The organism is Nostoc sp. DedQUE09, assembly GCF_034530915.1.
GTDB lineage: Bacteria > Cyanobacteriota > Cyanobacteriia > Cyanobacteriales > Nostocaceae > Nostoc.
The window spans coordinates 102074-116526 of sequence record NZ_JAVRCE010000002.1; the positions used below are offsets into that span (position 1 = coordinate 102074).

A 14453-nucleotide genomic window follows, 5' to 3' on the forward strand; every position below is an offset into this window, starting at 1 on the left:
TAGTTATTATGTACAAGATGTCAGCAGTTTAACTTATAGTAAAGCAGCCTAATTTTCTTCAGTCACAGGATCTATCCTAGATATAATTTAAAAATTGCGATCGCAGCTAAGATTTTTGAGTCAGGGGAGTGTCAAAATAATCCTAGATAATATTAAGCAACTAGTTGATAGTTTTGTAATGACTCATTCTACTGATATCGCCACCTTAGCCCGCTGGATGGCAGCTGACTTTAGCAATCAAGAACAAGCTTTTGAAAATCCACCTTTTTATGCTCATATCCGCGTGTGTATCCGTCCCCTTCCCTTAGAGTTGTTCTCAGGGGTAAGTTTGTTTCTCGAACAAGCTTATGATTTTTTGCTCAATCAACCCTACCGAATGCGGGTAATGAAGCTGATTCCGGCAGAAAACCATATTGCTATTGAACACTACACCGTTAAAGAAGAAGAAAAATTTTACGGTGCATCTCGTGAACCCGAACGCCTCAAAGAGTTGTCTGTTGATCAATTGGAAAAAATGTCAGGCTGCAACATGATTGTAGAGTGGACAGGTAAGAGCTTCAAAGGCAGAGTTGAACCTGGTAAAGGCTGCATAGTGGTTCGTGACGGCAAAAATACTTATCTGGATAACGAATTTGAGATTGATGCTAAAGAATTTTTCAGCCTTGACAGGGGAAGGGATTTAGACACCGATGAACGTCTCTGGGGTTCTATCGCTGGCCCATTTCACTTTGTGCGTTGGAGTAATTTTGCTGATGAAGTAAAGGTGTAACAAGTAAGGAGTAAGAAGTTACAACCTAAAACTCTCTTTAATCTGCTAAGAGTGGTCTGTGGTGTGGTCAACTTGTAATCGCCACTTTTTAGCGATCGCCCAAAGACTACCAAAAACATCCAGTTAACCTACTATCTCTACCTCAGAATCCTATGCTATCATGATTTAACTAGCGCCCTCTGGCTACTAAGATACCTTAGCAACATTAAAGTAGTTCAGAGAATGTTGCTGTGGCGGCATAGCCAAGTGGTAAGGCAGAGGTCTGCAAAACCTTCACCCCCGGTTCAAATCCGGGTGCCGCCTTTAAAGAAATATAAATTACAGAGACAGGAACATAGCCTGTCTCTTGTTTTTTGGGGTAAAACTGGGGTAATTTTGATCTGCCTATCAACTGCTTACTGCCTCGCCATTTTTAGCCGTATCATGTCGAAAGTAGTCACAAAAATCGCTAGATTTTGGCATGATGAATCCAACAATTCCTCCACTTGTTCTATCAGTTCGGAGATAAGCTAATCGTCATTCATTTTTCCAGAATGATTCGGTTGTAGAATCATATCCAGCAGACCAATATAACCCCTTGTTGCTTGATCCAAAGTCTTCAAGATTTTCTTACTGGAGAGATTAGAAGCCACCGACAGTTGCAAAATTTTCTTCTCTGAGATATCCACAGCCCGCTTAAAATCTTCTCTTGACATCTTGCCAAAGCGATGACAAGCCCGAAAACGACACCCTTTGCCCCCGCCCCCTGCCTCTTTTCAATGCCCAATGCGCCCCAACACTCGTATGATCAACATATCAGGAAAACATAACAGCCAGATTTTTACCGCAAAACATGGGCAGTATTTGGGAAATCGATTTTTACTCCCGTCCGATTTTGGACGATAATCAAAAAAAAGTTTGGGAAGTCTTAGTCTGCGAAAGCCCTTTGGATATCGGCACAAAACCAGACTCTTTGTTTCGCTATGCTCAATATTGTCCCAGTACCCAGGTAAATTCGGGCTGGTTGCGGACAGCATTGCAGGAGGCTATTAACCAAGCTGGAAAAGCACCAATTAAAATCCGCTTTTTCCGCCGCCAAATGAACAATATGATTACTAAAGCTTGCCAAGATTTAGGTATTCCCGCCCAGCCTAGCCGCCGCACTTTGGTTCTCAACCAATGGTTAGAACAGCGGATGGAAGAAGTGTATCCTCAAGAGGCAGGGTATCAAGGGGGGACTAATCCCTCAGTCCGTTTGGAGAAACCTTTGCCGCAACGTTTACCAGATGCTTTGGAAGGACAGCAGTGGGTATTTGTTACCTTAGATGCTGCGGATTTTGCTGATATGCCAGAGTGGGAAATTGGCTTTGGTGAGGCTTTCCCTTTAGAGTTGGCGAAAGTTTCACCCGAAGCCCGTATTCCTGGTATTTTGATTTTCTCATCGAGAGCGTTGCCCTTGGCTGGCTGGATGTCTGGTTTAGAGTTAGCTTTCCTAAAATTTGACGCCAGCCAAGAGGCGAGATTGCTTTTAGAAACTGGCGTAACTGAAAGTTGGATTGTGGCAAATATTAAAAAACCTCAAATCTTAGCAGAAGCCAAAGGTTTTGAAGCAGCCAAGCAAAAAGCTAATGGAGTACATTTTATCGGCGTACAGTCCGATCCCAAAGCTGAATCTTTTGCTGGTTTTTGGCTGTTGCAAGAGGTTAATCTGTGAAAATGGGCATGGGGAATGGGGAATGGAGCAGGGGAGCAGGGGAGCAGGGGAGCAGGGGAGCAGGGGGGAAGTTGCAGTAAGTTTTTCCCCTCCGCACCTCTGCCTCTCTGCCTCTTGTACCCACCGACAAATGACAAATGACAAATGACAAATGACTAGATCCGTTGAGACATGACAATGATTTGGGATAATTAACTGCGTCCATCAGTGTCGATCTGCGGTTTTAAATCGTAACTGTAAAGAAACATTGATGATTTTTGGATAGTTATCTGCGTTCATCACTGGAAAGTGCGTAGGCGTAGCCCGTCGTAGACATCGCACTTCTCAAAAGATAGCGTTGATATGCGGTTCAAAATCCACAATTCACTAAGGGTCATGGGTTCTGAAAATTTGTCACAAGATACACTAGCCGAACAGTTGCTGGAACTAGCTATAAAATCTGGAGCAGAAGCTGCTGAGGTGTATCAGTCGCGATCGCTTTCTCGCCCAGTGTTTTTTGAGGCAAACCGACTCAAACAGCTAGAAACTAACCAATCTGAAGGCACAGCACTACGGCTTTGGCGAAACGGGCGTCCGGGACTGACGGTAGCTTACGGTTCTGTCTTAGCCGAAGTAATGGTGGAAAAAGCTCTGGCTCTGAGTCAACTAAATCAACCGGAAACTGTAGAGTTAGGCTCTAACTTTCAGCCTTCCTACCCCGATTTAGGAGAAAGTTTACCGATAGAGGTTTTGGTGGACTGGGGCAAAGAAGCGATCGCACTCATCCGTGATGCCTATCCCGATGTTGTATGCAATGGTGACTGGGAATGTGATATTGAAACCACCAGACTAGTCAACACCAAAGGTTTAGATTGTCACTATACTGACACTACCCTCAGCTGCTATATATCAGCAGAATGGGTGCGTGGTGATGATTTTTTAAGTGTTGCTGATGGTCAAACCAAGCGCGGGGAACTCGATCCAGAGAGATTAGCTAACCAAATTTTACAACGGTTAATTTGGTCGAGTGAAAATATCTCACCTCCTACTGGTCGAGTCCCAATTTTATTCACTTCTAAAGCTGCCGATATGCTTTGGGGTACTGTACAAGCCGCTTTGAATGGCAAGCGAGTTTTAGAAGCAGCTTCACCTTGGGCAGAACGTTTGGGTAAGGAAGTAGTTGCACCTAGTCTCACCATCTACCAAGATCCAGAAGCTGGCCCTTACAGTTGCCCTTTTGATGATGAAGGCACTCCTACTCAATCTCTAGTATTTATCCAAAACGGAACCTTACAGCATTTCTATAGCGATCGCACCACCGGCTCCCAACTGGGTACAAACACCACTGGAAATGGTTTTCGCCCTGGTTTAGGTAGCTATCCTACCCCTGGTTTATTTAATTTTCTCATCCAGCCAGGTTCGGCATCGCTACCAGATTTGATTCAACAACTAGATGATGGCTTGATTGTCGATCAAATGTTGGGTGGTGGCGGCAGTATTTCTGGAGATTTTTCGATTAACGTCGATTTAGGCTACCGCGTCCAAAATGGTCAAGTAATTGGGCGCGTTAAAGATACGATGGTTGCAGGTAATGTTTACACAGCCCTAAAGCAATTGGTTACACTAGGCAACGATGTTGATTGGAATGGTTCTTGTTATACTCCGTCTCTGATAGTAGAAGGGCTATCCACCACGGGAAGAAGCAATTAAATAATTCGTAATTCGTAATTCGTAATTCGTAAGTGGGGACAGTGCTTGTGTAGTAGCAAATTATAGTTTGCCAACGACTTTTAAAACATCCTCTGAAGATTCCATTGAACAGCTTTTTTGTCAAGATTTGTAATAAAAAATCGTTTGACTCAGCGTTCGCGGGTGCTTCTCGTAGATAAGTCGTACCCTTACGGGGAAGCAAGCTACGCGTAGCGTTCCGCAGGAAAGTCCAAAATCTAAAATCCAAAAGGTATGAATCAGCGTTTTCGCACCTGGTGGCAGCCTAGAAGAGGTTTAGCGATCGCCGAAGCCTGTATTATCGGTCTGGTTGCTGCCCTCTCTGCGGTATTCCTGAAAGTAGGATCGGGATGGCTGGGGACATGGCGAGTGCATACTACCCACCTTTTGCCGGCATGGCTGGTACTACCTGCAATTGGTCTTGTTCTGGGATTTTTGGCTGGATGGTTGGTGGATAGATTAGCACCAGAGGCTTCTGGTAGTGGTATTCCGCAAGTCAAAGCTTCTCTTGCCAATGTGCCTGTGACATTATCTTGGCGGGTAGCAGGTGTGAAGTTATTCAGTGCCATCATCGCCATTGGTTCCGGCATGACTCTGGGACGGCAAGGCCCTACTGTCCAAGTGGGGGCTGGTTTGGCAGCAGGAATGAGTCGTTGGGTTCCCACTTCTCCAGATCATCGACGGCAGATGATTGCAGCTGGCGCGGGTGCGGGTTTGGCTGCTGCTTTCAATGCCCCGATCGCAGGTGTATTATTTATCGTTGAAGAGTTACTCCAAGATTTATCAGGATTGACTCTCGGAACTGCCATTATCGCCTCCTTTATTGGTGGCGTGATATCCCGACTTTTGGGTGGTGGCTCTCTTGACCTTAACTTGCAATTAGTAAAATCTTCCAGCCAATTCTCCATCCCAGAAATTCCCTTTTTCATCCTGTTAGGTATTTTGGCAGGCTTGTTTGGTGCATTGTTTAATCACGGTTTAATATTTAGTATTAAATTTTATAAAAGATTACATATCAGCTTACCGTTGCAGGTAGCTTTAGCTGGATTTATATCTGGTATTGTCGTGGCCATGCTCCCTCCATCCTTCCGTGATAATACTGGACTACGGGAGTCATTAATTACTGGAAGTTCCCATCCTAGCGTCGCCGCGATCGCCTTTGCAGCCCAGTTCATCCTCACACTGATTGCATTTGGTTCGGGCGCACCGGGGGGATTATTCGCTCCCAGTCTGATTTTGGGTTCTTGTTTAGGACACATCATCGGTGTATCTGAGTTATATATCACCGGAGTTGGTTCTCCTACGACTTACGCCCTAGCGGGTATGGGTGGATTTTTTAGCGCCGTTTCCAAAGTTCCAATCACAGCAATTGTGATTGTCTTTGAAATGACTACAGATTTCAACCTGGTGCTACCTTTAATGATTGTTTCTGTCGCAGCTTACCTGGTTGCGGATAAGGTAGTGCCTGGTTCGCTTTATGAGAAACTTTTGGAGTTAAAAGGTATTACTCTCACCAAAGAAGTTGCGATGGAAGGAGCATTAAACAAGTTAACTGCAAAAGATGTAATGCAAGAACGGGTAGAAACTCTAGATGCAGAGATGAGCTTGGAAGAAGCAATGCAAGCTTTTGCTCGTTCTCATCATCGCGGTTTTCCTGTGGTAGAAGATAGCAAGTTAGTGGGGATTGTAACGCAATCAGATTTGCTGAAAATCCGCGAGAGTACAAACCACACATTTCGCGATCGCAATTTAGCCGATATTTTCTTAAAAGAAATTATGACATCTGTCCCGATGACAGTATCACCAATTCACACCCTCAGTAATGTACTATATTTACTTGATCGCTATCAAATCAGTCGTTTACCGGTGGTAGATAGGCGAAAACTGATTGGGATTATTACTCGTGCAGATATTATTCGGGCGGAAGCAGATCATCTCAATGGTGAGAATGCGACACCGAAACTGCGACCAGAACCTTCATACATAGTTTACCAGACGCGATCGCCCAGCATTGGTAGAGGTAGATTATTAGTACCCGTAGCAAATCCCGAAACAGCAGGTGTTTTATTACAAATGGCAGCAGCTATTGCCCGCGATCGCCATTATGAAATAGATTGCGTGCAAGTGATGCTGATACCCCGCCACAGTTCCCCATCAGAAACACAGGTAAGAACCGCAAAAAGTCGCCGCTTGCTACGACAGGCAGAAGTCTTAGCAAAAAAGTGGAAAATTCCCTTACACACGCAGATTCGAGTTACCCACGATGTGGCGCAGGCAATTTTGGAGACAATCAACGAACAACACATCGACCTAATTTTAATGGGATGGAAAGGTAACACATCTACCCCTGGTCGGATTTTTGGCAACGTTGTTGACACCATCATTCGCCAAGCCACCTGCGAAGTTGTATTAGTCAAGCTGGGCAAAACTCCCCACTCCCCACTCCCCACTCCCCACTCAGAACTCAGCACTCAGCACTCCTTTAACCGTTGGCTAGTTCCAGTGGCTGGTGGCCCCAATTCCCCACTGGCAATTAAATTGCTACCAGCTTTAATTACATTGGGAAACGATCCAAAAATTCGCTTGACACAGGTGTTTAAGCCATCTGAACTCAAGCCAGATATGTCAATTTCAGAACAAGCCATCCGCCATTTGATGCGTCGTCGCAAATTGTCGAGTACTGTAGTTGCTCTCCCCATACAAGCTAATTCAGTCGCTGAAGGTGTGATTAACCTAGTGGAAACCGAAGGTTACGACGTTGTAGTTTTGGGAGCTTCCCGCGAGGGATTGCTACAGCAAGCGATTCAAGGTAATATTCCCGAAGCGATCGCCTCTGGTGTAGAAAGTACAGTTATTTTAGTTAGGGGTGCGATTCAAAAATAAACTAGATCAATTGCTACCTTCTTGCGATGCTGTTACAAAAGTAATACTTTCACGATATTGTTACTAATAATAAACATCATACTCCTTAGCTATTAATTCCTGTTGGCTTGTTCAACAGCTTGGATAAAAGACTTTTAAAAATATGTGAAAAAAGGGCAGGCCCTGGTAAAAAGACAATACCCAACTGTTGCATTAATCCAAGTGCATCACCTTGCCCCCAATGCTCTACAATTTTACCGTTTTCAACGCGATCAATATGCATGATTGATAACTTAATTTCTTGACCTGTTGCAGGAAGACCTTGAAATTCACCAAGATGCCTAGCTGTAAATGTTCCACAAGTAACAACTTTATCTCCTTCAACAAGCACTTGGTCAAATGTATGTTGACCGTTGGTAAAGGCTAAGTAAAAAGCCATGCCAAACTGTTTAAAACCTTCACCATCAAGAGGAGTAGGTGTACCAACGATATGAGCAACAAAATTGGGTGCGAGAAGTGCCAAGGCTTGGCTAATATTCCGGCTGTCGAAAGCTCCATAGAACTGAAGAACGATATCTTTATTTTGTTCAGTTGGACTTATTTCTCTACACATACAATCTGAAAAATAGCTTATCTAAGTAATTTATTGTCCGTCTATTATGCTGTTTTACCCAGCGATCACCCATTTTATTAATGATAAAATACACCAATAATCAGAGTAATAATTATTGGTATTAAAATTGGAATAGCAACTATAAGCCCCCACTTACCAAACTTAATTTCCTCACCCTCAGATTTGAGAAACGCAATCCAACCGACAACTCCCATCAAAACCCAAAGAAATCCAAAGGCAAGAAATATAACAAATACGGAATCGTCCATTATTTTTACCAAATTTTCTTAAATTGTAACTAATTCCCACTAATTAACTTTGCTAAAATTGTACGAAACTGGCTAAAATCAAAAGCTTCAATAGTTTTTTGTTGTAAGTATTCTGGTTGGTAAATTACTGGATTAGAGCAATCACCTTGCAGGATTTGAATTAGATTATCGGCAATTTCTTCAACGTTATCAGGATCGACCAAACATCCCAACTTCCCGTCAGCCAAGGGATCTATAGAACCATCTTGATTACCCGCCAAGACAGGTTTACCACAAGCTAAAGCTTCTAGAAAAACAATCCCAAATCCTTCTCCTTTACTAGGCAGAGCAAAAACATCGCAGAGATTGTAATGATCGCACAATTCTTGATCTGGAACAAATCCGGCAATTGTCACACAATCTTGTAGATTTAAGTTGGTAACTAAAGCTTTAATTCGAGGTATATCATCTCCTTTCCCTGCAAGAATAAAGTGAACACTAGGGAGATGCGATCGCACTTTAACTAAAGCATGAAGAATTTGGTCATAACCCTTATATTTGGCCGTGCTTCCTAGCCGCGTCACTGTTAAAATTACAGGCTGTTCATCTGTTAAATTATATCGCTTGAGTAAGTAGGTAGGTTTAGAATTTATTGGAAACTTACTAGCATCAAATGTATTAGGTAAAATAACTATTCTTTCTGAATCAATATTTTGATCTTGAAGCAAACGCTGGCGAGTGTAATTACTAACACTAATGATTTTATCTGCTTTTTCTAAAGCAAATTTTGTTGCTTTATTTTCGATATCCCAAACTTCTAAGCCATGAGCAACGACCCAGTAAGGAGTTCCAGTAAAAAATTTGAGAATGTAACAAACAATCCCATAGTTAACATGAGTGGAAATGACTATAACGGGATGTTGAAGAATAGCTAAAATAATTATTTTTGCGGCAAATAAAATTGGTTGCAATAATTTTGGTAAATCTCCAAAATAATGAAATCTTGTTGAACTTAAAAACTCCAATTTATCTGGCTGTTTTAAACTATACTTATCATATTTGAGAAATACATCATAATCAGCTTCAGGATATATATCTTGTAAAGCTTTCAGCAAAAATTTTGAGTAAACTTGAATACCCCCCTTGAAATCAAAGATATTCGGAAATATTAAGTAAAGACGAGGTTTATAACTCATAGTTTTTTGGCATTTTCAATAATTTCAGGTTGTAATTGTGTGACAACATCTTTTCGATAATTGATAGCAGCTGCTATAAAATAAAACTCAAGAGTTGTAAAAGTATAATCTTCAGCAAAAAAATCTGGAATTTGAGACACTAAAAACATAATAATCGGAACACTAATTAAAGGATTAGCATATTTAACTTTCAATGCTATCCTCGCTAAAAAATTAGTAAATAGCAATAATCCAGGAATTCCTTGTTCTGCTGACACATTTAAAAATATATTATGTGCGTGATAACTTTTCTTTCCCCAAACTTTCACTCCTATCTGGTCTGGAAAAACTCCTATGCCTATACCAGTAAATGGTCTTTTAATAGTTTCATTAATAGCTGCCTGCCACATTTGAAACCTTGAAAAACCTGTTCCTGCAAGAGTAGGAATCTTTTTTTGATTTGGATTTACTGAACTTGAATTTTCTAAAAATATATTAGTTAATGGAAATATTTTACTATCAGCCAAACCAATTCTTCGTGTAGAAACTGGTACAGTTACAATCAATAAAAACAACAAGCTGATTAGATAAATCATTTTTCTAAAACTAATAATTTTATATAATAACAAAAGAAACATCCCAATCATAAAAATTACCCAACCATTTCCACTGGCAGATAAAGCTAAGGAAATTATAAAAATTAATTCGCTTATATGTAATTCAATTTTAGAAATTTTATTCTGTTTTTCTAAAATCAGGCTTAAACATAATCCAATGGCGACTATGACCCCAAACTGATTAGGGTTTTGCATAATTGAACCAATCTCAGGATAAAAGCTGGGGAACTTTAATAATTTAAAAATCCAGTTATTAGGAAGTAAAACCTCTAAAAAACCCAAACCTGCAATTATCTGTAGTAAGTACAATATGCAACGATAATAAAATGTTAAAGATGGTGCGGTTATATTCTTAAAGGTTAATACTAAAAAAGCAAAAAATAATATATAATAAGTTGAGTATTTTAGACTATAAGTAATCGCAATATTTGGAAATTCGCTCATTAATGAGGAAAGCCACATCCACAAATACATGAGGCTTATAGATATCACAATTATTTTATGCTTCTTAACAACTTCTGGTATGGATTTTAAAGATAAACTAATGATTCCAAAACTAAATGCAGGAAGTAATAAATAATGAATACCAATATTTATTCCTGGAAATTTAATTCGCCCTAAAAGTGAAGAAAATAGTATGAGTAGAAAAAATATATTAATCATAACCTTTTATTTAAAAATATTTTTTGGCAGAATAACATCTATATAAACCAATTTTTGCCGATTTAGAGATAGATTTTGATATTTTTTTTCCAGCTATAATCCTGAACACGTAGAGGATATTACCATAATATAGTCTTCGCCAATATTATCTTTTGAAGCTATTTAATTTGATATTTTTGCACAGCTAAATGTTCTTTCTGAGGTAGAACCCAAAAAAGTCACAATTTATTCCGAATGTATACTATCAGATATTTTTAATTAATCATTTGCCAAATTTTGAGAATGTTCTCACCACTTCCACCACCGGCAATGGTTTGTCCATCTGGGCTAATTGCAACGGCATAAATATATCCAGAACCTGTCTCCAAAGTGCGGATTTCCTTTCCTGTAACTGGGTTCCAAACTTTAATTGTCTTGTCACTACTGCCACTTACAAGGGTGATACCATTTGAACTTTCGCTTGGCAAAAAGGCGACAGAATTAACTTTATCATTATGCCCTTTTAAGGTGTGGATTAACTTTCCTGTTTTCAGATTCCACAATTTAATTGTTTTGTCTTTACTGCCACTGGCAAGAATGACGCCATCGGGAGCAAAAGCGACTGAAAGAATCGACTCTGGATTTCCCTCTAAGGTGCGGATTAACTTTCCTGTTCCTAGACTCCACAATTTTATTGTTTTATCCCAGCTACCACTGGCAAGGGTTTGACCATCAGGACTGAAAACTACAGATGCAACACCATTGGTATGTCCCTCTAAGGTGCGGATTAACTTTCCTGTCTCCAGATTCCATATTTTAATTTTCATATCCTTACTAGCACAGCCACTCGCAATGGTTTTGCCATCAGGACTGAAAGCTACGGAAGTAACTCCGTCGCTATTTCCCTCCAAGGTGCGGACTAACTTTCCTGTTTCCAGATTCCATAGTTTGATTGTCTTGTCCGCACTACCACTAGCGAGGATTTTGCTATCAGGACTGAAAGCTATAGTCCAAATCCAATTGGAATGTCCTTCTAAAGTGCGGATTTCCTGTCCACCTGTCAGATTCCATAGCTTGATTGTCTTATCATCACTGGCACTGCCAAGGGTTGTACCATCAGGACTAAAAGCTACAGAATTCACGTCACTAGAATGCCCCTTGAAGGGTTTGGGTAGATAAGAATTTTCTGAGACGTTTTTTTGGGACTGAATAGGCTGAGAAATAGGTTCAGTAACCTCGCTGACTGTCTGGGGACGAGACTGAAAATACCAAACTCCCCCTAATCCCAAGACCAAAATGCTAGAACCTAACAGCAGTTGACTTTTCAGATTGTTATTTGATTTTGGTGAAACTGGCACCTTGTTTGCTGAGTTAGCTGCAAATGTTGGTGTAAGTATAGTTGGGGGCACTGATAACAATGGTGGTATTTGCAGTGTCAAGTCATTGATGACTTCATCAGCCGATTGATAACGCTTTTGGATGTCTAGTTGCAACAGTTTATCCAAAACTTCACCCAACTCTAGAGATATAGAAATTCCGTCTCTACCTGAACTGGTTAAATGTTGCCGCCAAGATGCAACCCAACCATAACCCTGATGTATCCACAGTTGAGATGGGCGAACTCCAGTTAGGAGATGAAAACAAGTAGCCCCCAAACTGAATAAATCACTGGCTGGGTAAGCTTTTCCATCTTGCATCTGTTCAAGTGCAGTGTAACCGTGTGAGCCAATAACAGTGCCCATTCTAGTCTGCACTGTTGCTGTCAGCAGCTTGGAAGCTCCAAAATCAATGAGGATTAATCGCCCATCACTTTGACGGCGAATAATATTCTGTGGCTTGATATCCCGGTGAATCACTCCCCGCAGATGGATAAACTTCAGTACCGGCAGTAAATCTAGCAAAAGTTGGCGAATCTCTGTTTCGTTATAGTTTGCCCGCGTTTCCGATTCTTTGAGCAAGTTTTGCCCATTGATAAACTGCTGCACCAAAAAGAGATAGTTATTTTGCTCAAAATAAGCTAATAAAGTTGGAATTTGCGGATGTTCTGCCAGTTCTTGCAGTCGGCTTGCTTCTTGTTTAAATAGTTCAACGGCCTTGGTTAGTGGTCCAGTTCCCTGTAGTTTTGGCGCGAATTGCTTAACAACACAGCATTCATTCAGTTTATGTACATCTTTGGCTAGATAGGTTCTACCAAATCCACCCTCGTCTGATAAAACCTGAGTGGGACGATAGCGACCTCCTAGCAAGGGTATCAATTCCGCTCTACAACTGTGGCAATAGTTGTTTTTATCAGGATTTAAGGGTTTTTGGCAATCGGGATTCACACAACAGAGCATACTGGGAATCCATTTCAGTTGGGGTATATATTCATCTTAAGTCATGCAGTATAATCTCTGTTGTTAGTAAATATCACTGAGACAGCATACAAATCCCCAATTTCCTTACCTCATCAGGTATTGAACAATTTAGATAAATGGAAAAAATTGTGTTTGAGCGATGCCTTTTGACGAATTGATGGGCATCAGGTCTGCTTGTGTATTACATCTGTGTGAGCAATTTAGTCAGGTTTACAAAAATATCTGGGCAAAATTCCGAAAAGCAGTAATTTAAGTTTGTAGCTCAGTATATACCTACGAGATTGAGATTTCCTCTAGTAGTATAAATTGAAAATATAATTTTTCTGATTTGATTGTGGCAAATATTTGGGTATGTAGGATATACGAATTCATTTGATTACGGGCGATCCCTTTAGCAAGCCGCTAAGGTATATACGCTAAATTCCCCTTTCAATTTCAATCACTGCTGCGGTTAAAACAGCAACTAGTATTAATTTTGTCTTTCAGGAAGAGACAAAATTATCAGCAAAATTAGGAGCGTAATTATGCTATTAGACAACACAAACTATCGTCGCAAATTAAGTAATATTTTAATTGGTTGCGTGAGTAGTAGTTTGTTAATCACAAGTAATGTGCTGCCTATAAGTGCTTTGGTTAAATCTCACAGTTCTCAAGACTTCATAATTGCTAAATCACCAGATGAGAGACAACCAGAAGCAGTAAAAAAAGGAATTGAGCAAATTCCTGCTTCTCAGGCACCAATATCTCCAAGACGGAAGATTTCTATTGAGTCACCAATACAGCAAACTCCTCGTGCATCGTCTCATAGAGAAAGTTCTCAACGAAGAACTTCCAGGGTTTCAGATAATAGCTCTGCTCCTAGAGCATCTAGACGTAGGACTTCTAACTCAAATTCTAATCGTTCCAATGGTGGTAGCTCTGCATCTAGATCGTCTAGAGCTAGAATTGCTAACTCAAACGCCAATCGTTCTAATAGTGGCTCTGGGAGAGTTCGCAAGCCAAGTTATAATGTCGCTACAACTAGGAACCAAAATCTCGATAATTCAGCGATTTATTCACCTGCAACACCAACTTACAAAGAGATTAACTTTGTAGATGTTGCATTAGGTATTCTGAGTAAAGGTGACTTTCAATCTGAAGGTAGATATTTTCATTTCTATGAGTTTGAGGGCAGAGAAAATCAATTAGTTCAAATTAGACTGATTGGCAGTAATGATACACGTAGATCGAATAACTTGAGTTTAAAACCCTTGTTGTTTCTGCACGATCCTGATAACAATATCATTGTTAAAAAAGGTGCTTTGGATAAAAGCAGTGGTGGCGATGATGCATTCATTTTTGCGCGACTGCCTAAGAATGGCATTTATAAGATTGCTGTTACTAGTCAAGATCCTGGAGATACAGGGCGCTATAGTTTGGCTCTCAGGAATGATAGAGCTAGCTATACTTTAGATGAATCAGACCAACTAACTGCCAAAAGCTCAACCCTGAAACAAAATGGAGGCGCTTACAATGTTTCTAATTTTCAAGGTAGAAAAAATCAGCTGATAAGTATTCGTGTTGATAGCGTTGATGAAGAGTTTTCTCCTTATGTAGCTTTGCTAAATTCTCAAGGACAGACGATCGCGATCGATAAAGACAAAGACAAAAGTGGTGTCTACAGTGCTTTAATTGACCGAGCTAGGTTGCCTGAAGATGATACATACTATATAGTTATTACTTCTAAAAATCCACAGGAACGGGGTAAATATAGATTGACTATTTTCTGAA

11 protein-coding genes and 1 tRNA gene are annotated in these 14453 nt (G+C 40.5%); 6 read left to right on the top strand and 6 right to left on the bottom strand.

Going from position 1 to position 14453, the window contains the following annotated elements; genetic code table 11:
• The first annotated feature begins 178 nt into the window (after positions 1-178).
• Together RMY27_RS01770 and RMY27_RS01775 are read left to right on the top strand one after the other, a co-directional pair.
• Positions 179-769 (top strand): chromophore lyase CpcT/CpeT, encoded by a 591-nt coding sequence (locus tag RMY27_RS01770; RefSeq protein WP_322659922.1) that lies wholly within the window; start codon positions 179-181, stop codon positions 767-769.
• 232 nt (positions 770-1001) lie between these two features.
• A tRNA-Cys gene (locus tag RMY27_RS01775) sits at positions 1002-1072 on the top strand.
• A gap of 206 nt (positions 1073-1278) precedes the next feature.
• On the opposite strand, the gene RMY27_RS01780 is transcribed toward RMY27_RS01775, so the two are convergent.
• Positions 1279-1464 carry a hypothetical protein gene (locus RMY27_RS01780; RefSeq protein ID WP_322659924.1) on the bottom strand — a complete coding sequence of 62 codons (186 nt, stop codon included), beginning with the start codon at positions 1462-1464 and terminating at the stop codon, positions 1279-1281.
• Between the two features lie 137 nt (positions 1465-1601).
• Between RMY27_RS01780 and RMY27_RS01785 the strand changes: the two genes are divergently transcribed.
• The 3 genes from RMY27_RS01785 (at position 1602) to RMY27_RS01795 (ending at position 7052) form a co-directional block, all read left to right on the top strand.
• Positions 1602-2462 (top strand): Tab2/Atab2 family RNA-binding protein, encoded by an 861-nt coding sequence (locus RMY27_RS01785; protein WP_322659925.1) that lies wholly within the window; start codon positions 1602-1604, stop codon positions 2460-2462.
• Between the two features lie 375 nt (positions 2463-2837).
• Complete coding sequence (locus RMY27_RS01790; RefSeq protein ID WP_322659927.1) at positions 2838-4151, top strand: TldD/PmbA family protein; 1314 nt, start codon at positions 2838-2840, stop codon at positions 4149-4151.
• 252 nt (positions 4152-4403) lie between these two features.
• The gene (locus tag RMY27_RS01795; protein ID WP_322659929.1) at positions 4404-7052 is read left to right on the top strand and encodes a chloride channel protein; all 2649 of its coding nucleotides are present in this window, start codon (positions 4404-4406) and stop codon (positions 7050-7052) included.
• An 85-nt stretch (positions 7053-7137) separates the two neighbouring features.
• Here the strand turns inward: RMY27_RS01795 and RMY27_RS01800 are convergent, their stop codons facing one another.
• The 5 genes from RMY27_RS01800 to RMY27_RS01820 form a co-directional block, all read right to left on the bottom strand.
• On the bottom strand, positions 7138-7644 hold the full coding sequence (locus RMY27_RS01800) for an ester cyclase (protein WP_322659931.1): 507 nt from the start codon (positions 7642-7644) through the stop codon (positions 7138-7140).
• 77 nt (positions 7645-7721) lie between these two features.
• On the bottom strand, positions 7722-7913 hold the full coding sequence (locus RMY27_RS01805) for a hypothetical protein (protein ID WP_322659933.1): 192 nt from the start codon (positions 7911-7913) through the stop codon (positions 7722-7724).
• A 29-nt stretch (positions 7914-7942) separates the two neighbouring features.
• On the bottom strand, positions 7943-9088 hold the full coding sequence (locus tag RMY27_RS01810; protein ID WP_322659934.1) for a glycosyltransferase: 1146 nt from the start codon (positions 9086-9088) through the stop codon (positions 7943-7945).
• Positions 9085-10347: an O-antigen ligase family protein gene (locus RMY27_RS01815; protein ID WP_322659936.1), complete on the bottom strand. Its 1263-nt coding sequence runs from the start codon at positions 10345-10347 to the stop codon at positions 9085-9087. The genes RMY27_RS01810 and RMY27_RS01815 overlap by 4 nt, the downstream gene beginning before the upstream one ends.
• Positions 10348-10601: 254 nt before the next feature.
• Positions 10602-12662 (bottom strand): serine/threonine-protein kinase, encoded by a 2061-nt coding sequence (locus tag RMY27_RS01820; protein WP_322659937.1) that lies wholly within the window; start codon positions 12660-12662, stop codon positions 10602-10604.
• A gap of 545 nt (positions 12663-13207) precedes the next feature.
• Between RMY27_RS01820 and RMY27_RS01825 the strand changes: the two genes are divergently transcribed.
• The gene (locus RMY27_RS01825) at positions 13208-14452 is read left to right on the top strand and encodes a peptidase (protein WP_322659939.1); all 1245 of its coding nucleotides are present in this window, start codon (positions 13208-13210) and stop codon (positions 14450-14452) included.
• Position 14453 lies beyond the last annotated feature (1 nt).

Bases quoted from the DNA above. Each gene is read 5' to 3' on its own strand.
- RMY27_RS01770 (WP_322659922.1), top strand. From the start codon at position 179: ATGACTCATTCTACTGATATCGCCACCTTAGCCCGCTGGATGGCAGCT.
- RMY27_RS01795 (WP_322659929.1), top strand. From the start codon at position 4,404: ATGAATCAGCGTTTTCGCACCTGGTGGCAGCCTAGAAGAGGTTTAGCG.
- RMY27_RS01780 (WP_322659924.1), bottom strand. From the start codon at position 1,464: ATGTCAAGAGAAGATTTTAAGCGGGCTGTGGATATCTCAGAGAAGAAA.
- RMY27_RS01810 (WP_322659934.1), bottom strand. From the start codon at position 9,088: ATGAGTTATAAACCTCGTCTTTACTTAATATTTCCGAATATCTTTGAT.
- RMY27_RS01820 (WP_322659937.1), bottom strand. From the start codon at position 12,662: ATGCTCTGTTGTGTGAATCCCGATTGCCAAAAACCCTTAAATCCTGAT.
- RMY27_RS01815 (WP_322659936.1), bottom strand. From the start codon at position 10,347: ATGATTAATATATTTTTTCTACTCATACTATTTTCTTCACTTTTAGGG.
- RMY27_RS01805 (WP_322659933.1), bottom strand. From the start codon at position 7,913: ATGGACGATTCCGTATTTGTTATATTTCTTGCCTTTGGATTTCTTTGG.
- RMY27_RS01785 (WP_322659925.1), top strand. From the start codon at position 1,602: ATGGGCAGTATTTGGGAAATCGATTTTTACTCCCGTCCGATTTTGGAC.
- RMY27_RS01800 (WP_322659931.1), bottom strand. From the start codon at position 7,644: ATGTGTAGAGAAATAAGTCCAACTGAACAAAATAAAGATATCGTTCTT.
- RMY27_RS01790 (WP_322659927.1), top strand. From the start codon at position 2,838: ATGGGTTCTGAAAATTTGTCACAAGATACACTAGCCGAACAGTTGCTG.
- RMY27_RS01825 (WP_322659939.1), top strand. From the start codon at position 13,208: ATGCTATTAGACAACACAAACTATCGTCGCAAATTAAGTAATATTTTA.